At 45.5% G+C, this 20,981-nt stretch carries 14 protein-coding genes; 10 read left to right on the forward strand and 4 right to left on the reverse strand.

What is annotated here, in order from left to right:
• Window positions 1–144: 144 nt before the first annotated feature.
• From BLP92_RS12510 to betA, 4 genes are all read left to right on the forward strand, one after another.
• Window positions 145–1,302, forward strand: a complete 1,158-nt coding sequence (locus BLP92_RS12510; RefSeq protein ID WP_090843296.1) for an exonuclease SbcCD subunit D — start codon at window positions 145–147, stop codon at window positions 1,300–1,302.
• Window positions 1,299–4,394: an AAA family ATPase gene (locus BLP92_RS12515; RefSeq protein ID WP_090843297.1), complete on the forward strand. Its 3,096-nt coding sequence runs from the start codon at window positions 1,299–1,301 to the stop codon at window positions 4,392–4,394. Before BLP92_RS12510 ends, BLP92_RS12515 begins: the two co-directional genes overlap by 4 nt.
• A gap of 85 nt (window positions 4,395–4,479) precedes the next feature.
• A complete protein-coding gene (locus BLP92_RS12520; RefSeq protein WP_090843298.1) occupies window positions 4,480–4,917 on the forward strand; it encodes a DUF1801 domain-containing protein in 438 nt (145 codons plus the stop codon).
• Between the two features lie 363 nt (window positions 4,918–5,280).
• The gene (betA, locus tag BLP92_RS12525; RefSeq protein ID WP_090843299.1) at window positions 5,281–6,966 is read left to right on the forward strand and encodes a choline dehydrogenase; all 1,686 of its coding nucleotides are present in this window, start codon (window positions 5,281–5,283) and stop codon (window positions 6,964–6,966) included.
• Window positions 6,967–7,392: 426 nt separating this feature from the next.
• On the opposite strand, the gene BLP92_RS12530 is transcribed toward betA, so the two are convergent.
• From BLP92_RS12530 to cudC, 3 genes are all read right to left on the reverse strand, one after another.
• Complete coding sequence (locus tag BLP92_RS12530) at window positions 7,393–7,710, reverse strand: TIGR04104 family putative zinc finger protein (protein ID WP_090843300.1); 318 nt, start codon at window positions 7,708–7,710, stop codon at window positions 7,393–7,395.
• Between the two features lie 158 nt (window positions 7,711–7,868).
• A complete protein-coding gene (locus tag BLP92_RS12535; RefSeq protein WP_090843366.1) occupies window positions 7,869–8,852 on the reverse strand; it encodes a glycine betaine ABC transporter substrate-binding protein in 984 nt (327 codons plus the stop codon).
• A gap of 151 nt (window positions 8,853–9,003) precedes the next feature.
• Window positions 9,004–9,552, reverse strand: coding sequence for a choline uptake/conversion transcriptional regulator CudC (gene cudC, locus BLP92_RS12540; RefSeq protein ID WP_090843301.1), 549 nt, complete (start codon window positions 9,550–9,552; stop codon window positions 9,004–9,006).
• A gap of 287 nt (window positions 9,553–9,839) precedes the next feature.
• Between cudC and betB the strand changes: the two genes are divergently transcribed.
• From betB to pckA, 6 genes are all read left to right on the forward strand, one after another.
• Complete coding sequence (gene betB / locus BLP92_RS12545) at window positions 9,840–11,312, forward strand: betaine-aldehyde dehydrogenase (RefSeq protein WP_090843302.1); 1,473 nt, start codon at window positions 9,840–9,842, stop codon at window positions 11,310–11,312.
• A 549-nt stretch (window positions 11,313–11,861) separates the two neighbouring features.
• Window positions 11,862–13,469, forward strand: coding sequence for a DcuS/MalK family sensor histidine kinase (gene dcuS / locus BLP92_RS12550; protein WP_342028392.1), 1,608 nt, complete (start codon window positions 11,862–11,864; stop codon window positions 13,467–13,469).
• A complete protein-coding gene (locus BLP92_RS12555) occupies window positions 13,459–14,172 on the forward strand; it encodes a response regulator (protein ID WP_090843303.1) in 714 nt (237 codons plus the stop codon). The genes dcuS and BLP92_RS12555 overlap by 11 nt, the downstream gene beginning before the upstream one ends.
• Before the next feature lie 516 nt (window positions 14,173–14,688).
• Window positions 14,689–15,879, forward strand: coding sequence for an NAD(P)-dependent malic enzyme (locus tag BLP92_RS12560; protein ID WP_090843304.1), 1,191 nt, complete (start codon window positions 14,689–14,691; stop codon window positions 15,877–15,879).
• 28 nt (window positions 15,880–15,907) lie between these two features.
• Entirely contained in the window at window positions 15,908–17,239 is a 1,332-nt protein-coding gene (locus tag BLP92_RS12565; RefSeq protein ID WP_090843305.1) for a 2-hydroxycarboxylate transporter family protein, read from the forward strand.
• 42 nt (window positions 17,240–17,281) lie between these two features.
• The gene (gene pckA / locus BLP92_RS12570) at window positions 17,282–18,853 is read left to right on the forward strand and encodes a phosphoenolpyruvate carboxykinase (ATP) (RefSeq protein ID WP_090843306.1); all 1,572 of its coding nucleotides are present in this window, start codon (window positions 17,282–17,284) and stop codon (window positions 18,851–18,853) included.
• 113 nt (window positions 18,854–18,966) lie between these two features.
• Here pckA and BLP92_RS12575 read toward each other — a convergent pair whose 3' ends face one another.
• Complete coding sequence (locus tag BLP92_RS12575; protein WP_090843307.1) at window positions 18,967–20,712, reverse strand: gamma-glutamyltransferase; 1,746 nt, start codon at window positions 20,710–20,712, stop codon at window positions 18,967–18,969.
• Between the last annotated feature and the right edge of the window lie 269 nt (window positions 20,713–20,981).

The raw sequence follows: 20,981 nt of genomic DNA on the forward strand, positions 1-20,981 counted from the left end.
TTTTGAGTAACGAGAATCAACGAATCATACAAAAACACCTCCCGATTTGGTATAGTTATCCTAACAGAACATACATTCTCTGAAATTTCCTAAAGGAACTTTGCAGGGGTTACTTAAATATATCTTGTTAAAGGGGCGTCACTGATGAAATTTTTCCATACCGCGGACTGGCATTTAGGAAAGCTCGTCCAGGGAGTTTATATGACCGAAGACCAGGAATTCATTCTGGAGCAGTTTATGGAAGCGGTGAAAACGGAAAAGCCGGATGCGGTAATTGTTGCCGGGGATTTATATGACCGTGCGATTCCTCCGACAGATGCCGTACAGCTGCTGAACCGTACCTTGGAAACGATCGCAATCGATTTGAAAACACCGCTGCTAGCGATTGCTGGGAACCATGACAGTCCGAGCCGGCTGCATTTCGGTCGGGAAATGATGCGGCAGTCCGGCTTTTATATTACCGGAGAACTGGACATCCCGTGCCAGCCTGTTGTTTTACATGACGATTACGGCGAGGTGCACTTTTATTTAATTCCTTACACCGACCCGAGCCAGGTACGCATTGCGCTGGAAGATGAAACGATCAAAACCCACGATGATGCGTTAAAGGCGATTGCCGCAAATATCGAAGAAAAGAAAAATCCCGACGTCCGTAATGTATTCGTCGGTCACGCATTTCTGACCTCCCACGGAGAAGAAAAGGAAAACACCAGCACCTCCGAACGGCAGCTTTCCATCGGTGGAGCAGATCATGCGAGCGCAAAGTATTTGGACGGATTTGACTACGTGGCACTCGGCCATCTGCATCAGGCACATCATGTGGGTAATCCTAAAATGCAGTATTCCGGTTCTCCGCTGAAATACTCTTTATCCGAGCAGCATCATAAAAAAGGATACCTGGTCGTGGAAATAAACGAAAACGGAGCGGTGGCAGTGGAAAAAAAGCTGCTCGAGCCAAGACGGGATATGTATGCAGTCGAAGGCTGCATCGCAGACATCCTCCAGCACGATATCTGTGAGGACTACGTGTTTGTAAAACTGCTCGACGAAACGGTCGTGCTTTCTGCGATGGAAAAGATCCGTTCCGTTTATCCGAATGCGATGCATGTAGAAAGAGAGTTTCCTGCACTGTCATTAACAGATGCGTCAGGAACGCCGAAAGACCGCACGAAAATGGACGACTTCACATTGTTCCAATCGTTTTATCAGGAAGTAAGAGGATCGGAAGCGACAGAAGCAACGGAGCAGTTGTTCCAGGAAGCACTGCAGTCGCTTGCTGCGAAAGAAGGGGAACGCAAATGAAGCCATTAAAAATAAAAATGACCGCCTTCGGTCCTTATAAAAAGCAGGAAGTCATCGATTTTAAGGACTTGCAGGAGCACAAACTGTTTGTAATTTCCGGGAAAACCGGGGCAGGGAAAACGTCTATTTTCGACGCGATCTGCTTTGCGCTTTACGGGGACGCAAGCGGGGAAGACCGCAGCGACATCCGTTCCATGCGCAGCCACTTTGCAGACGATGATCTCCATACGTCAGTGGAATTTGAATTTGAACTGAAATCCCGCATTTACCGCGTGTTCCGCCAGCTTCCGCACGTAAAGGAAGGAAACAAAAGCGGCACCGGGGAAAAATATGAATTTTATGAAATCACAGATGGAAAAGAAGTGCCGCTGACCGACCGCTTTATCGTTTCGCAGGTGAATGAAAAAATTCAGTCGATCATCGGCCTGACGAAGGATCAGTTCAGCCAGATTGTCATGCTGCCGCAGGGAGAATTCCGGAAGCTCCTGACGTCGGAGACGGAAAACAAGGAAGAAATTCTGCGGAAAATTTTCAAAACGAGCTTTTACAATAAAGTTGTCGAGCATCTGAATGAGAAACGGAAAGATGTGCAGAAGCAGTTTGAAGGGCAGAAGCAGACGAGAGATATACATATTGAAAATCTCAAAGCTTCCCTGCCGCAAAGAGAAGAATCTGCATTTTTCCTCGTCCTCGCACAGGAGCACTATAATACCCATCAGATTATCGATGGATTGGAGAAAGAAATTTCTTTCTACGAGCAGAGTAAGAAAGAAAAGCTCGAAGTATTTCAGGAGAAGGAAGACAGCGCCAAGAAGTGCGAAGCGCAGATGCTCCGCGCGCAGGAAATGAATAAACGGATCGATCTGCTGAATGAAAAAGTCCGCGAAAAACAGCAGCTCGAAGCACAAAAAGAACAGTTCAAAGAAAAAGAGCAGCAGCAGAAGCTTGCCGAAAAAGCAGCACAGCTCGAGGTTTACGAAAAGCAGGCAGTAGAAATCCAGGAAGAATACCGCAGCAAAAAAAAGCAGCGGGATACGGCCGAGAAGAAGTGCAGCGACTCACAGAGAAAACAGCAGGAAGCGCAGGCAGTTTTCGAACAGGAAGAAAAAAATGGAGCGCATCGGGAAGCAGCGACAAGGGAACTCGACCGCCTGGAGACAATACTCCCTGCAGTGGAAGAGCTGGAAGGCAGAAAAAAGAAAATTCGCCAGCTGGAAACAGAAGTAGATACCTTTTCTAAAAAAGCCGCAGCAGGAGAGCAGGAAGTCCAGCGGGCTAAAGAGGAAAGAACAAAACTTACAGAAAAGCTGAAGCCGTTGGAAGAAAGCATTCGATCTCTGCCGGCATTGACGGAAAAGCAGGGAGATCTGCGAGCGGACGCACTTATTTTAAGAGATTATTTAAAAAGACAGAAAGCTAAAGAGGAAGCAGAGGCAGAAGCTTCCGGGTTCAAAGCAGTTCATGATAAAGAAGAAGCGGCATTTACACAGCTGGAGGAACGCTGGCTCAATGGACAGGCAAGCATTCTTGCAGCGGATCATCTGCATGACGGGAAGCCGTGTCCCGTCTGCGGAAGCGAAGCGCATCCAAACAAAGCGGTTTTAACAGAGGACATTCCAACAAAAGACGAGCTGGACGAAAAACGCCGCCAGAAAAAGCAAAAAGAAATGGACTATACGCAGGCGCAGGCAAAATTAAATGCAGCAGCGGATCAGCTGAACGAAAAAAAGCAGGAAGTGATTGACGCAGGCTATGCCCCGGAGAAGGCAAAAGACGATTTCCAGACAATTGCGCAGCAGGGAAAGAAGCTGGGAGAAGAAATTACCCAGCTGAAAAAAGATCAGGAATCCGTGGATCAGCTCAGGGAAACCCTGCAAAATACGGAAAAAGCGCTCGAAGCAAAAACAGAGGAACAAACAAAAACAGTGGAGCGCCTGACCGAACTGCGTTCCGATTATAAAACGGAAACGTCTTTATATGAACAAAGCCTGACTGCAATTCCGGAAGAGCTGCGTGCGCTGGAGCAGCTGAAAACAAAAATGCAGGAAACAAAAGAGAAGAAGCAGCGGCTTGAAACACAGTGGGAAGAAGCACAAAAGGTCCGCCAGCAGGCGCAGGAGCAGCTGCTTACGGCGCAGTCCGACTTAAAGCATGCAGAGCAACAAGTACAGGATACGGAAGCAAAGAAAGAAAAAGTGCAGCAGGAGTATGAAAATGCACTGGAGAAAGCCGGTTTTGCTTCAGAAGACGCATATAAGAAAGCAAAGCTTCCGGCAGATGTCCGCGAGGCGCTGCAGCAGGAAATAGAAAAGTATCATACCGCAGTGCATACCGTTTCGGTGCAGGTAAAAGACCTGCAGGAAGAATTAAAAGACAAAGAGCGGGTCGATGTACACAGCCTGCAGGAAACACTACACGCGCTCCAGCAGGAAATGGAAGAAGCACGCACAGCGTTTCAAAAGGCAGCAGCTTCTCTGGAAACCGCGGAGCAGGGAAAAGAAAAAATCGCCGCTGCGGAAATGGCGCTGGCAGATGTGGAGCAGGAATTTCAGCTGGTGAAAGATTTGTATGACGTTGTACGCGGGGAAAACACGAAAAAAATCAGTTTCGAACGCTATCTGCAGATTGAATTTCTGGAGCAGATTATCCACGCCGCAAACGAACGGCTGAAGCGTCTTTCGAACGGACAGTACTACCTGATGCGGAGCGCCCGGCTGGAGAAGCGGGGCAGGCAGAGCGGACTCGGACTTGATGTGCTCGATAACTACACCGGACAGATGCGCGACGTGAAGACATTATCCGGCGGAGAAAAATTCAATGCCTCCTTGTGTCTCGCGCTCGGCATGGCAGATATCATTCAGTCCTACGAGGGAGGAATCTCCATCGAAACGATGTTTATCGATGAAGGTTTCGGCTCTCTCGACGAAGAATCCCTGCAGAAAGCGATTGATACGCTCGTCGACCTGCAGCAGTCCGGCAGAATGATCGGCGTCATCTCCCACGTACAGGAAATGAAGCAGGTCATTCCGGCAACGCTCGAAGTAAAAAAATCAAAAGAAGGACACAGTGAAACGAAGTTTGTACTGAATTAGGTGTTAGTATTTAATACGCTTTTAAAAAAGTATTATAACAGCCGAATTTTCTGACACAGGAATTAAGGCACCCAGGGGGCAGCATATGAATGAAATAAATCCTTATCTAAACAGCATAGATGAAAAGTGGAAACCCTCTTTTCAGAAACTTTTACAAGTTATTGAACAGAATATTCCCGAAGGATTTGTACTGCAGATGCAGTACAGGATGCCCTCTTTCGTCGTTCCTTTCACTGTGTATCCGTCGGGATATCATGCAGGAAAAAATACGCCGCTTCCTTTTATCAGTGTTGCGGCGCAGAAAAATCACATCGCTGTCTATCATATGGGAATTTATGCGGATCAGGAATTACTTCAGTGGTTTCAGGGGGAATACTCAAGGCATATGAGTACAAAATTAAACATGGGTAAAAGCTGCATCCGCTTTACCAATCCAGATAAAATTCCTTATGAACTGCTCGGCGACCTTGTCTCCAGAGTTACGGTGAAGGAATGGATAAAAATGTATGAACGAATATCTTAAAGTTAGAAGAGCTGATCTTTTCGTCTGTGAACCGGCGGAAAGATCAGCTTTATTTTATTTCAACTCCCTTTTTTACATATCATTCACGAAAAAAACCATTAAAACTACCTCCACACAGGTTTACAAAAAAAACGCATTGTGTTAAATTTAAAATATTAAATACGTTAAATAAAAATTTAACACTTTTAATAAAGGAGCACATGAATCAGCAGCAGGCCATAAAATATGTGGAATAATACAGGCTATCTGCCAGGGTACTTCATTTATTAAAAGAACTATCTTCTGATCGAACAGAACTACAAATAAAGATATTTTTCATTCGATCACAATGATGAATTTTTAATCTACTAGGAGGATTTTAATATGACACAAACATATGATTACGTAATTATTGGTGGCGGAAGCGCCGGCTCTGTGCTGGCAAACCGTTTAAGTGCAGATAAAGAAAACACAGTACTTGTACTGGAAGCAGGGCGCAGCGACTATGCATGGGATCTGTTAATTCAAATGCCGGCGGCACTTCCGTTCCCGGCAGGAAAAAGCCTGTATGACTGGAAATACCTATCAGACCCGGAACCGCACATGGGCGGCCGGCGAATCAAGCATGCGCGAGGAAAAGTGCTCGGCGGTTCAAGCTCTATCAACGGCATGATTTATCAGCGGGGAAATCCACTGGATTATGAACGATGGGGTGCGGATGAAGGCATGGACGAGTGGAACTACGCGCACTGCCTTCCGTATTTCAAGCGCCTGGAAACTGCGCTTGCATCTAAAGACGATCACGAATTCCGCGGCCAGGACGGCCCGCTGAAATTAGAGCGCGGTCCCGCAACTAATCCTTTATTCCAGGCATTCTTTGAATCTGCCGTGGAAGCCGGATACAACCGTACTCCGGACGTGAATGGTTTCCGTCAGGAAGGATTTGGCCCATTTGACAAGCACGTATATAAAGGAAGACGTCTGTCTGCATCACGTGCATTTTTACACCCGGTCATGAAGCGGAGAAACCTTACTGTCCAGACGCGTGCATTTGTATCAAGCATTGACTTCGACGGAACGCGTGCAAGCGGCGTAACTTATAAGCATAACGGAAAAGTCCATAAAGTAATTGCGGGGGAAGTAGTGCTTTCCGGCGGTGCGATCAATTCACCGCAGCTGCTTCAGCTGTCAGGCGTAGGAGATGCAAAACATTTGCGCTCTCTTGGAATAGAGCCGGTCGTAGATCTACCGGGCGTAGGGGAAAATCTGCAGGACCATCTGGAAGCTTATATTCAGTATTCCTGCCCGCAGCCGGTGTCTATGCAGCCGAACCTGAACAAATTAAAAATGCCTTGGATCGGGCTGCAGTGGCTGCTCGGACGTAAAGGCCCGGCCGCAACAAACCACTTTGAAGGCGGCGGTTTCGTGCGCTCTAATGAAACAGTGGATTACCCGAACCTGATGTTCCACTTTCTCCCTCTGGCAGTGCGTTATGACGGACAGAAAGCAGAAGAAAAGCACGGTTTCCAGGTACACGTTGGACCAATGTATTCTGATGCACGGGGCTCTCTGAAGATCCGCTCTAAGAATCCAAAGGAGCATCCAAGCATGGTTTACAACTATCTTTCCACAGAGCAGGACCGTCGCGAGTGGATCGAAGCAGTAAGAATTTCACGGGAGATTATGTCCCAGCCGGCGATGGCTCCTTATAACTCAGGAGAAATATCTCCAGGACCGTCTGTGCAGACAGATGAAGAAATTCTTGACTGGGTAGCAAAAGATGCAGAAACTGCACTGCACCCAAGCTGTACAGCGAAAATGGGACCAGCATCTGACCCGATGGCAGTGGTAGATCCGAAGACGATGAAAGTACACGGATTGGAAAACGTCCGCGTTGTCGACGCTTCTGTGATGCCTTATGTAACAAACGGAAACATCCACGCACCGGTACTGATGCTTGCTGAGAAGGCAGCGGACCTTATTCTGGGACGCAAGCCGCTTGACCCAATCAACGCAGACTTCTACCGTCACGGCGTGCATCCTGCAGATGCAGGGACTGTAACTTCTTAATATAACTAAAACAAAGAAGTCCTCTTTCAAAGCATTTTGAAAGAGGACTTCTTTGGCATTGATAAAGTTAATAAAACACGCAAGCATTTACTTTCCATTGATAAAGCTGTTCCCTTATCCAATTACAGGCCTCGATTGATGATGAGCAGATTTCAAGATGATTCAGTGCTATCTGGTTTCCTTTTCCAAGTATGATCAAATATCCATCTGAAAATAGTTGCAAAAAAAGCGGTGCCTATTATCTGCATCATTGAAAGGTTAGAAGGGGAGAACACCTTCCATAATAAAAGTCCAGCTGCCATAAATAAGAAGAACTTAACATGACTTAACAACTTAATCACCTCGATTTAAAACTATACTCTGCCCATTGCAGGACATACCCAAATACATATTGAAAACACTTCAGTAATGGGAGTACCGTGCTTATTAGCTTCTGATGGGGAGCCGGGGATCCTTGGATTTCAATTTGTAAATAAAAGGACTAGCTGACAAGAAAATTGTCAACAACCCTAAGGACATAGAAAGAAAAGCAAAGATTGTTAAATCAATGAAAAGATTCAATGTCAGGGGCAATACAGAAATGATGGGTATGAGGAACATTACTATTTTATCTGTTGCGATGAACTGTTTTTCCTTACAGTATGGGCAGTAAGTATATTCATACAAAAATCGCTGAGCTTTTAATGCCTCTTTCCAATTCAATTTTACACCGCAGGCTTCACACACTGGTAATGCAGGTTTCATTACTGTCACCTCTTAAGATACAAATGTTTGTTTGTCTTATTGTATCATAAATTTCTTTTATTGGGATTAAATCCCTTTTTATCATTCGGCCATTAAAAATCCTGCTCTTCACAAAAAAAGCTGGTCCCCCGAAGGGAAACCAGCTTTTTTTATTTTTACTATCTATTCATCCACTCATCCACGAGATCCTGGTTCTCATCGATCCATTCTCTTGCGCCTTCAATATGCTCATCCGCGCTCTCAACATAGTCGATCAGTTCTCCAATTTCCTCATCTTCCATCTTCCAGTTCTTTAACCATTCACTTACTTCCGGGAAGTCTTCCTCAAACCCGTGACGGGTTGCATGGTGAATCTTTTCCACGCCGCCATACACATTTTCCGGATCCTCCAGGAACTTCAGGTCATAGTTTGAGAAAACCGAATGTGGGCTCCAAAGAGGTGCCACAATAGCTTCTTCATTACGAATCGCATTGCCGATTTCATCGATCATTGCAGGTTCAGAACTTGGCTGGAGTACGAAATCAAGCTCGTATTCCTCAATTAAATCTTCTGTCACTTCCATCGTTCCTGCACCTGGATCAAAACCGACGATTTCACCGTCAAACATATCTCTATGTTCATTAAGATCCTCTACACTGTTTACTTCTTCTACATATTCAGGAACAACGAGTCCTACTTTTGCGTTATCAAACCATGTTTCTTCTGAAAAGTTCACAGAATCCTGATACTGCTCCAGATAGTTGGCATCCTGTACCGGCAGCCAGATTTCCAGATTGGCATCCAGTTCACCGTTTGCCAGAGCTTCCATAGTAAAGCCCATTTCCAGTAGGTTCAGGTTCACGTCATAGCCTTCATCTTCCAGAATCACTTTCCACATGTTTGTCACGGCGATATTTTCCGCCCAGTTAATTTGAGAAAACGTTAATTCTTCTCCATTTCCCGCTGCTTCTTCATTATTGTTATTTTCATCTTCTGCTGCGTTTTCGTTCTCTTCGCTCTCATTCACTTCTGCTTCATTCTGGCTGTTGTTTGATTCTGCATCAGCCTGTTCTTCATTTGCATTCTCATTCGAATTTCCGCATGCAGCCAGTGTGCCCGCTGCAATTAGTGAAACGATTACACTTAGTCCTTTTTTCTTCATCAAGTTAACCACTCTCCCCAGAATTTTTGGATGGAACATTAACAATATTAAATATGTTAAATAAAAATTTAACAAAAAATCTATAGTTAACCTATCTCTTCGCAAGGAAGAGATAGAGGAAACATTCTTTCATTACACTGTCCGTAAATTATTACTTCGCATCTTTCGGTAAAAACTCAAAAATTTCACCGCTGCGAATACTTCCAACTAAGCTGTCGAGCCAGCGGTAATACGTCTTGGAATCTTCCAGCTGGTCATAATACTTTTTTGCTTCGGCAACAATCTCCGGTGTGCTGGCAGAATCTTTAATCGCATCGATTAAATCCGTCTGCGCTTCTTCAATTGCTTCCATGTTCATTTTCACTTCCCGTTCCCACATGTGGCAGTAGAATGCCATGAAGGAGCGGAAGAAGTTCTTCTCCGCTGCATAAGTATGCTTCCGGGAGCCGCGGGTAAATGTTTTTTTGACCATTTCATTTTCCTGCAGCTTACGGACACTGGTACTCATACTTGGTTTGCTCATTTCAAGCTCCGTGCGCATCTCATCAAGTGTCATCTGATCTTTAAAGTACATGGTGGCATATAAATTTGCAGCAGCCGGTGTGACACCGTAAATATCCATCGTCTCTGCAATTGCTCCAATTACTTTATCTTTGGCATCCTCGATTTTCGCTCTGGAAGCTTCGGTAGATTCATTCATATAGTCGCTCCTTTGACCTAAAGTAAAGCGTGTTAAAATATTATTTAATTTTCTTTACAAACTTTATGTTACCGAATTCAAAACAAATGTCAATGGCAAAAGCACAATTCAGGCAGATGAATTAAACAAATTATTCAGTAATAGTAAGGCTTAATCCTGTTTTAAATTCTTTCTGATTTTTTTTGTGGATGAGACTTTGACAGCAGGAAAAAGACGTGTTAAGCTATTTTAAACGTTAAATATATTTTTAACAAACTTAATTTATCTTATTACTGGAGTTGACAAATTTGAATTTAAAACCACAGCAGTATATTAATGGAGAATGGGTAGACGCTATATCAGGAAATACACGAGATATTATTAATCCATATAATCAGGAAGTAATTGCTAAGGCTCCTGAAGGGGACGAAGCAGATACGAAAGCAGCAATCGCTGCGGCAAGAGAAGCATTTGACCAGGGAGACTGGGCGGACACACCGGCAACGGAGCGGGGAGCAATCGTAAGAAAGATTGCGGAATTAATAGAAAGAGACAGGGAAGAACTTGCGGAACTGGAATCACTCGATACAGGAAAGACTGTTGAAGAAAGCCGCGGCGACATGGACGACATTGCTGGAGTATTCCGCTATTATGCAGAAATCGCAGATAAAAACGGGGGAGAAATCATTGATGCTCCCGTACCGAATGCAATCAGCAAAGTCGTTCACGAACCAGTCGGTGTCTGTGCGCAGATCACACCTTGGAATTATCCGCTGCTACAGGCTTCCTGGAAGCTTGCGCCGGCACTTGCAACAGGCAATACATTAGTTATGAAGCCAAGTGAAATTACGCCGCTTACGACGGTAAAAGTATTTCAGCTGATGGAAGAAGCGGGCGTCCCTGCAGGGGTTGCCAACCTTGTACTCGGCGCAGGGCACACAGTTGGTGCAGAATTATCAAGCAGCCTGGACGTGGATCTTATTTCTTTCACCGGCGGGATTGTGACCGGAAAGAAAATCATGCAGGCAGCAAGCGTAAATGTAAAGAAGCTGGCATTGGAGCTCGGCGGGAAAAACCCGAACATCATCTTTGCGGATGCCGATTTCGATATCGCTGTAGACCAGGCATTAAACGGAGTGTTCTTCCACGCAGGGCAGATCTGCTCCGCCGGCACAAGACTGATTGTAGAAGAAAGCATTCATGATAAATTTGTAGACGCGCTGGTGGCACGCGTGAAAAAATTCAAGCTCGGCAGCGGGTTTGAAGAAGATACGCAGATGGGGCCGCTGATTTCCGCAGAACACCTTGCGAAAGTGGAAGCGTATGTAGAAGCTGGAATCAAAGAAGGTGCCACACTTGCTGTCGGCGGCAGCCGTCCGGAAGATCCGGAACTCCAAAAAGGCTTTTTCTATCTGCCGACGATTTTTACAGATTGCACTACAGACATGAACGTCGTGCAGGATGAAGCATTCGGTCCTGTGATTACCGTGGAGAAATTCCAGACAGAAGAGGAAGCTGTGAAACTTTCCAACGACTCGATCTACGGCCTCGCCGGCGGCGTCTGGACGAACGACATTGCCAAAGCAGAGCGCTGCGTAAAGAAAATGCGCATGGGTACGGTATGGATCAATGAATTCAATCTGTACTTCCCGCACGCACCGTGGGGCGGCTACAAGCAGTCGGGTATCGGCCGTGAGCTTGGAAAGCTCGGGATTGAAGAATATACAGAAACAAAGCATATTTTTCACAACCTGAAGCCAGCACCGCTGAACTGGTTTTAATCTCTTTCAAAAAATAAATTATTAGAAAACTGCCGGTAAGTCTTTGCGAAAAAGACCTGCCGGCAGTTTTTTTATTTAAATTAGGCTACCTTGAAAATAAAAGTTCCGCTAAAAAGAAGTAATACTGCTGCTTCACTTTCGGAGAGGCTTACCCAAGGGCTTGTTCTCGACTAATTTTGACGGAAAGAACGTCCGCCAACATGGATTCTCCAACTGCGCTCGTGCGTCCTCTCCTTCGTTACACAGCAGTATTAACTTTCATACTTCATGGTGCAAAAATTTTGCATGAGTGTCTCTGTTAAAGGATAGTGTTGATATAAGAAAGGTACGCCTAAGGCTCTTTTTTCTTTGCTTGCCGCGGAGAAAACCTTCAGCTATCCCTTCCTTTCGTCCGGGATGATCTTCACGCTTTCTTTTTCCGCAGGCGTCTAAACCACCTTAGCTGCAATATATATTTTCGCAAAGCAGCCGAAGTTCAAAGTGAAATTCTACCTACATATCCAATTGAATTTTGCTATAATCCTTCTAGAGAGAACGGGGGGGATAATCTTGAAGCGGAAATTCGGATTGAGTACTATTATCACACTGTTCGTCTGCATAGTTGTATTGGTGTCTTTACTGGTGACAGATATTTTGATATCCACCTCTACAAGTGAACGGATCCAGGAGAGTGAGGAAGAAAAGGCACTGCTTGTTTCCCGGACAGTAGCGGAATCATCCATCGTGGCAGAAAGTCTGGCCGCAGGGGAACCTACAGAAGAAATCCAGGCCTATACCAATGAAGTGCAGTCAATTACGGAACTGCTGTTTGTCGTGGTCATGGATATGGAAGCGATCCGCTATACGCATCCCACCCCGGAAAGAATCGGTCTACCTTTTGCGGGAGGAGATGAAGAAGAAGTGCTGGAAGGGGAAGAGTATGTATCGATCTCTGAAGGGACGCTTGGAGAATCTTTAAGGGCTTTTACACCGATTTATGATGACTTTGGCAACCAGCTTGGAGCTGTTGTTGTGGGGATTTCTCTGGAAAATGTTGATCTCGCCCTCCAGGAAAATCACTGGAACATCGTTAACGGGAGTCTGGTAGGAATTATTGTAGGTATTCTGGGAGCACTTTTACTCGCAGGATATATTAAGAGAATTTTATTCGGCCTGGAGCCTTATGAAATTTCCAAGCTGCTGGAGGAACGGAGTGCGATGCTGCAGTCAGTGCATGAGGGAATTGTGGCGGTCGATGAGCAGCAAAAAATTACGTTAGTCAATCAATCGGCGCTTCAATTATTTCGGCAGGCTGGACTTCCTGAGCAGCCAATCGGCATGAAGATTACAGATTTTATGCCGAATACAAAGCTGGACCGGGTCATGGAAACAGAGGATGCTGAACGGGATGAAGAACAGACGTTAAATGGAATAGCGATCTTAACGAATCGTGAGCCGATTATTGTGAACGGGGAAGTAGTTGGTGCCATTGCCACTTTCCGCGACAAAACGGAAGTAAACCAGCTGGCCCAGCAGTTAACAGGGGTGAAAACCTATATTGAGGCGCTCCGTGCACAAACCCATGAATTTATGAACAGGCTGCATGTTATTCTTGGTATGGTACAGATGGAAGCATATGACGAGCTGATAGAATTCATCCGGAAAATAATTGATTTGAAAAAGCAGGATGCTGACATAGTTACCAAAAGAGTAAAAGATCCAGTTCTGGCAGGTTTTTTCATGGGAAAGATGAGTTACGCCAGAGAAAGAAATGTCACATTTATCATATCCCCTGAAACGAAAATCAGCCGGGAGCTGGACGTAGGCATTAGTAAAGAACTGATTACGATCATTGGAAATCTCGTAGATAATGCGATTGAATCACTTGCCAATACGCTGGAAAAAGAAATTTCGCTGGAGATTATAGAAAAAGAAGATAAACTGCAGATTACAGTTGCGGATAACGGTCCCGGAATCAGCCGGGAAAATGTGAAGCAGATTTTTGAGAAAGGCTTCTCTACGAAAGGGACCAACAGAGGATTCGGCCTTTATTTAATGAAGCAAAGTATGGAAAAACTAAATGGAACCTTTGAGGTTGATTCAAATGAAGAAGGTACCATATTTAAGGTGGAAGTGGAGCATATCACAAAGGGGAAGGAGGAGGAAGATGACGATTAAAGTGCTGATTGTAGAAGATGACCCCATGGTGGCGGAATTTAATAAACGATACCTCCATATGATTGAAGGTTATGAACTGCTCGGTATCGCCGGATCTGCGGAAGAAGCTACACAGTGGCTGAAAGAAAAGGGAAATGAGATTCACCTGATGCTGCTGGACGTATATATGCCGGGGCAGACCGGACTGGAAATGCTCTCCGCGATCCGGGAAAAAGCACTGCCGATTGACGTGATTTTGATTACCGCCGCAGATGATACGGAAAATATACAGACGGCTCTCCATTACGGGGCGATCGATTATTTAATTAAGCCTTTTGAATTTGACCGGTTCAAGCAGGCACTCCTGCTTTATAAAGAAAAATTTGAACTGATGCACGGACGTGAGAGCCTGAATCAAAAAGAGCTGGATCAAAAATTATTAAGGGCAAAGCAGGAGAAATTGCTGGAGCAGAAGGTGCTAGCAAAAGGATTAACAAAAAGCACCCTGGCTGCGATTATGGAAAAGCTCCCGAAAGAAAAATCGTTTACTACGGACGAAATTGCCAGGTCCACAGGCATTTCCAGAGTGTCAGTAAGGAAGTACCTTTTCTTCCTCGAGGAAATCGAAGTGCTGGAAGAAACATTAACCTACGGGATCGGCAGGCCAGTCTCTCATTACAAATACAAAGGAAACAGCAAAAATGTAGATGCCTATCTGAAATGACTCAACACTTTGTGTTGGGTTATTTTTTATTGCCTGGGAAATAATCATCTGCTTTTTTGTGGACGAACGCCGAGGTATCTGTGGAGGCAGGAGGAATGAAGAGGAGAGGGCGGGGTGAGGTACTTATTTGCTAATAACAGATTCACATCTACTAATGACAGATAAACGGGGAAATAGCGTACTTAAAATCAGATTCCTTCTTTTTAGTAACAGATACACACATTAATAACAGAATATCCCCTGCTAAAAGCAGATAATACGTCATCGTGTATAGATAACGGCTGCTAATGACAGAATACGAGGACCTTATCCATGCCCAAAAGCCATATTGAATTTTCATGCCCGGTCTATTGAATGAAAATGCAAATAAAGAACTTTTGTTCCTGCCCGGGAAATGCTCCTGTGCTTTTTTTAATTACAAAAAGAATTCATTAATTTTATAACCTTTCTCCAGTGGAAAAGATGCACTAAGCTGAATCTTATATTGGAAACGGTTACAAATAGAGGAGGCAGATCATGAGTAGACAAAATTTGCGGGAAGAAGCTGTAGAGCTTCACCGATATCACGCAGGAAAAATTGAAATCACGAGCAAAATCAAGATCGACGACGCAAAAGGGCTGAGTCTCGCGTACACGCCGGGCGTAGGAGATGTCTGCCGGGAAATCGTGGAGCAGCCGGAGAAAGCGGATACGCTGACTGCCAGAGGAAATATGGTGGCCGTGGTGACAGACGGCACAGCAGTGCTTGGCCTGGGAGATATCGGTCCGAAAGCAGCGATACCGGTGATGGAAGGGAAAAGCCTTCTCTTTAAAAAGTTCGCAGATATTGATGCAGTGCCGCTCAGCCTCGACACAAAAAACACGGATGAAATTGTAAGCATTATCAAAGCACTGCAGCCAAGCTTCAGCGGAATTAATTTAGAAGACATTTCTGCACCACGCTGCTTTGAAATAGAAGAGCGGTTGATTAAAGAGCTCGACATTCCAGTTTTTCACGATGATCAGCACGGAACAGCTATTGTTGTTCTCGCAGGATTATATAACGCGCTGAAAGTAGTCGGCAAAACGCATAAAAATATAAAAATAGTCATTAACGGCGCCGGAGCAGCCGGCATTTCCATTGCGAAGCTTCTGCTGCATGCAGGTTTTAAAGATATTACTCTCGTCAGTCTGGAAGGCGTGGTCAGCCAAGGAGAGAAGTGGCTGAACACAGCGCAGGTGAAAATCGCAGAAGAAACAAATAAAAAACGAATTACAGGCACCCTCCATGATGCCATTCAGGAGGCAGATGTTTTTGTAGGAGTATCAGCCCCGGGAGTAATGAAACAGGAGCACATTAAAGCGATGAAAAAAGATCCCATCGTATTTGCGATGGCAAACCCGATCCCGGAAATTTATCCGGAGGAAGCACTGGAAGCAGGAGCGGCAGTAGTCGGAACAGGAAGGTCGGATTATCCGAATCAAGTAAATAATCTGCTTGCGTTTCCAGGCATATTCCGCGGCGCACTTGATGCAAAGGCAAAAAATATAACAGTGAATATGAAGGTGGCAGCAGCGATGGCGATAGCCAATACAATTCCCGCAACGGACCTCCGCCCTGCCTACATTATTCCAGATGCACTCGATGAAAGAGTCGCAATGCTCGTGGCAAAAGCGGTAAGAAATGCAGCGAATCAAGAGAAAAAAGGAATCATTTCAGTGTCATAAATATAACAGATAACGAGGAGGAACCAGCATGTCAGAATTAGCGAAAAAGAAGGTAGACAGTGAACCGCAAGAACAGCTGCATAAGGTGGAACCTCTTCACGAGAAAGAGCCAATGAAGATTTTTAATATGCCGGTCCTCTGGTTCGGAATATTCACCGCAGTAACATTGATTAGCATGTACACAGGAAACCTGCCTGGAGGAATGATAGGAAGCCTGCTCGTCATGATTATTCTCGGAGAGCTGTTCGGATGGATTGGGGACAGACTGCCTATTATTAAAACCTACCTCGGCGGGGGCGCTATTTTGGCAATATTTGGAGCCGCTTACATGGTATATGGGGGCTTTCTTCCGGAATCTGTTATCGTCGGGGTAGAAGACTTTATGACGACAGGCGGATTTCTGAACTTTTATATTGCAGCGTTAATCACGGGCAGTATTCTAGGCATGAATTCTAAAATTTTAAAGAAAGTGGGCCTTCGCTACTTTCTTCCGATCGGCGGGGCTATTCTTGGAGCGGTTGTACTGACTGCTATCATTGGCTCTCTCGTTGGTTTCACGCTTCAGGAAGCCGTACTGGTTATTGCGATGCCGATTCTCGGCGGTGGCATGGGAGCGGGAGCAGTGCCGATGAGCCAGGTTTACTCAGAACTGCTAGGAAATGATCCAAGCTATTATATTTCTATCCTTGTGCCAGCGCTTGCACTTGGGAACGTATTCGCGATTGTGATTGCGAGCATGCTGAATAAAGTCGGCAAAGCGTATCCTTCACTTACAGGAAACGGCCAGTTAATCAAAGGATATAACTATGAAAAGCCGGAATTTAAATATGATATTGAAAAAATGGGCGTGGGACTGCTCGCAGCCGTTGCATTCTTTACAATCGGAACACTCTTGAGCGGGATTATTCCAATTCATGCATATGCAATCATGATTATTCTGGTGGCTCTTTCAAAGATTGCAAATATTATTCCATCCCCTGTGGTGGATGGAGCAAGCCAGTGGTATCAGTTTGTAGCGAAAAACTGGACATTTGCTTTACTGTTCGGAATTGGTATTGCTTATACCGATTTGGAAGCTGTACTTGCAGCGCTGACGTTCCAATATGTACTTACAGTCCTGGGTGTTGTATTAGGGGCGGTACTTGGAGCTGCACTGTTAGGAAGGCTGGTCGGTTTTTACCCAATTGAAACAGGAATTACTGCCGGACTCTGTATGGCAAACATGGGCGGTACAGGAGATGTGGCTGTGCTTTCTGCAGCGAAACGAATGGAACTGATGCCTTTTGCACAGATTTCTTCACGATTAGGCGGTGCCTTAATCCTGTTAATAGCCGGGTTGCTCATCCCTTTGTTTATTTAAGATAACTTGCAGCTGCAGAAAAACTTGGTGACGAGGAAAGGAATGAGAGAAATGACTGTAATGAATAAGGAAAAAACATTTACTGCAAAAAAGATGCATAAAAATTTATCCGTGCCTGAACTAATGGAACAGGCGATTACCCGTAAAGAAGCTGTGCTCACCGAATCAGGTGCACTGGATGCTTTTACCGGGGAGTTTACGGGCAGATCCCCGCAGGATAAATATATCGTAGCGGATTCTTTCACAAAGGAGAAAGTGAAGTGGGGGAAGGTGAACCAGCAGATGCGGCCTGAAACGTTTGCATCTTTGTATCAGAAAGCACTTGATTATATGGCAGAACGAGAATTATTTATGTTTGAAGGAGCAGCAGGTGCAGATCCAGCGCACCAGCTCTCCATCCGGGTGGTCAACGAACTGGCATGGCACAATCTTTTTGTAAAACAACTGTTTATCGATGGAGAAGCAGACCGTCAGGAGCCTGGCTTTACCGTTATCTGTCTGCCGGGACTGAAAGCCGATCCTGAAGAAGACCAGCTGCACTCAGAAACGTTCATTGCTATTTCTTTCGAGAAAAAAACAGTGCTGATTGGCGGCACAGCGTACGCAGGAGAAATGAAAAAATCCGTGTTCAGTGTGCTTAACTTTTTACTGCCGCCTGAAAATGTCCTGCCGATGCACTGTTCAGCAAACAGTGGAAAGAGTGCGGAAGATACAGCGCTGTTTTTCGGACTGTCAGGTACGGGAAAAACAACACTCTCTGCAGATCCGGAAAGAAATCTCATTGGAGATGATGAGCACGGATGGTCCGACAATGGCGTTTTTAACTTTGAAGGCGGCTGCTATGCAAAATGTATCGGGCTTTCCCCGGAAAAAGAACCGCAGATATGGAAAGCAATTCAATATGGCTCTGTCTTGGAAAATGTAGCAATGGAAAAAGAGACCCGCACGCTGGATTTCAATGACAATAAACATACTGAAAACACACGGGCGGCGTATTCTATAGAAAAAATTACAGGAGCAGTGACCCCAAGCATGGGCGGGCATCCGAACGTAATTATTTTTCTCACTGCAGATGCATTTGGGGTGCTGCCGCCGATTTCAAAGCTGACGAAAGAACAGGCGATGTATCATTTTCTTTCCGGCTATACTTCCAAGCTTGCCGGCACCGAACGCGGAGTCTCAAGTCCGGAAGCGACCTTTTCTGCCTGCTTCGGAGAACCGTTTCTGCCGCTCAAACCAAGCGTATATGCAGAGATGCTTGGGAAGAAAATTGATCAGCATGAGGTGCGTGTATATCTGGTGAATACAGGCTGGTCCGGGGGCCCATACGGGGTGGGCGAACGAATTAAGCTGGCCTATACGAGAACAATGGTCAAAGCCGCTGTAAAGGGAGAACTTGAAAACACTTCTTACAAGCAGGAGCCGGTGTTTGGTCTTTATGTACCGGATGAAATAGCGGAGGTCCCGACGGAAATATTGCATCCGCGTGATGCCTGGGAAGACGGGGCTGCCTATGACAAAAAAGCGAAGGAATTAGCGCAAAGATTCACTGCAAATTTCGACCGCTTCACGCATCAGCTGCCGGAAATAAAAGAAGCAGGACCGAAGTTGTAGCAAGCCGAGAATGTCATTTTTCATTGAAAAAGATCATACGAAAAGAGGAGATATGATTTTTATATCTCCTCTTTCTCATGAGCACGGCGCCATTGTAAAACTATAACTGGTATTTACTCTCTTTCTTCTACGCGCCAGGCACCTTCCCGGCGAGGGTCGGCTGTGCCAATGATCTCCCCGGATTCCCGGTCAAATTCCAATACCTGCATGGAACCAAAATACAGCGGTGTCGGCGGATCCAGAATTTCGCTGTAGCCAATGGATAATAATTCATCCGCCTGTTCAGGCCCGGGAGGCTCCTCCATTATGAGCGTATCGTCTTCCAGCTGAAAGCGAAGTTCCTGCACTGCTGTTTCCAGGTCTGTTCCGCTGCCTGCCCAGTCTGCAATTACCTGGGTAAGCATAATCGGAATTCTTTCTCCCCCTGGACTGCCGATGCCCAGCACAGGTCCTTCATCATCCGCTACGATCATCGGCGAGGACCAGGTCACAGAGCGTCTTCCGGGTTCCGGTTCGTTATTTCCTCCGTTGCCGATGCTGAATCTGGCCATTTGGTTATTAAGAAAGAAACCGTCTGTATATTCTCCCGAGCCCCAGAAGTTAGTCAGGGTATTCGTCATAGAGACCACCGTCCCTTCGTCATCCACCACAGTGATGTGTGTAGTGTTCGGGTCAAAGCCGCCGTAAGGGGTTCCCTCTTCTGCCTGCAGCAGCGAATCAGTCGAGATTTGCTCTCCAATCGCTGCGTTTCGTTCCGGATCTGTTAATTCCGCAACGGGCACCTCTGTAAAAGCGGGGTCTCCCAGATCAGTTTCAATAAATTCGCGTGCAATTCTCCAAGACATTGCTGTATTGTGTATGAACTCTGTACTGTTTCGTTCCATATCCATTATTTCTCTGTCTTCAAGCATCTGGAGCATCTGTATGACGCTGATTCCAGGAAGCGGCGGAGGTGCTGCAATGATCTCATAATCTAAAAACGATCCGGCAGCAGGGTCATGCCGTCCCACCTCAAAACTTTCTAACGAGGCTGTATCGATTCCTTCAACTGCTGCAGCGAGTGTTTCTGCCGCCTCTCCTTCATAAAAAGATGCTCCATTTGTGTCCCGGATTTCTGTCAGTACTTCCGCCAGCGCTTGCTGTTCCAAAGCTGCACCTGCCTCTAAAGGTGTTCTTTCCGGATAAAAATGGTCCAGCTGTTCAACAGGAAGCCTGGTTTGCCCGGATTGCAGCTGCTGCGCGAGCAGAGAAGAAACTTCAGCGCTTTCTGCAAGCGTAATGGCAGGATCAAGTAACGTCTCCCATGCAGCAGTACCATAATCCTCGTGCAGCTCCATCGTACCGGCAACAAACCCCGGTACGCCGATGTTGGAGGCAGGGATTCCTTCCTGCGGGACGACTTCCCGGTAATCATAAGCCTCGGGTGCTTCTCCCTGTTCATGTACAAGCGTCACACCACCGCCGCCGATCCCGGAAGCGAACGGTTCTACCACGGATACGGCATAAGCAGCTGCAATTGCTGCGTCTACAGCGCTGCCTCCTGCTTCCAGCACTTCCATTCCGGCGTCCACGGCATCAGGGTGTCCTGCGCTGACGCCGTAAGAAGCAGTTTGCTCTTCTTCCTCTTCGGTGCTGTTCATCTTATTATTTTCTTCTTCATTTTGAGAAATATTATTATTTACTTCCTCTTGTTGATTTTCTGTATTTTCCTCTGGGTTATTTTGATTTTCAGCAGGAGAATTTTCCGCATTATCCTCCGGGGCACAACCGATCAACATTATAAAAAGAATAGGAATGGAGACAATAAATTTCTTAGGGGGAAGTGCATAATTTCCATGGTTTATATACATGCTGCACATATTTTATGCTCCTTTCGTGGAGATTGTATCGAAAGCAAAATACATTTGCTGAACTCTTATAGATAGAAATACGTATGTGATTCAGTTTTCCCTGATTAATTAAATAACAAACTGCAGCACTTAAGAGGAAAGTACTTTTTACTTATTAAGTATTACTTATCGAAAGAAGCAATTTTATCCGTAACATATTATTATCAATAAGTGCGGGTGTATTGCATAAGAGAAGCGGGAATAGAAGGGAAAATCACTCATTTCCTGATACTGCTTCG

The organism is Alkalicoccus daliensis (assembly GCF_900103955.1).
Taxonomy (GTDB): domain Bacteria; phylum Bacillota; class Bacilli; order Bacillales; family Salisediminibacteriaceae; genus Alkalicoccus; species Alkalicoccus daliensis.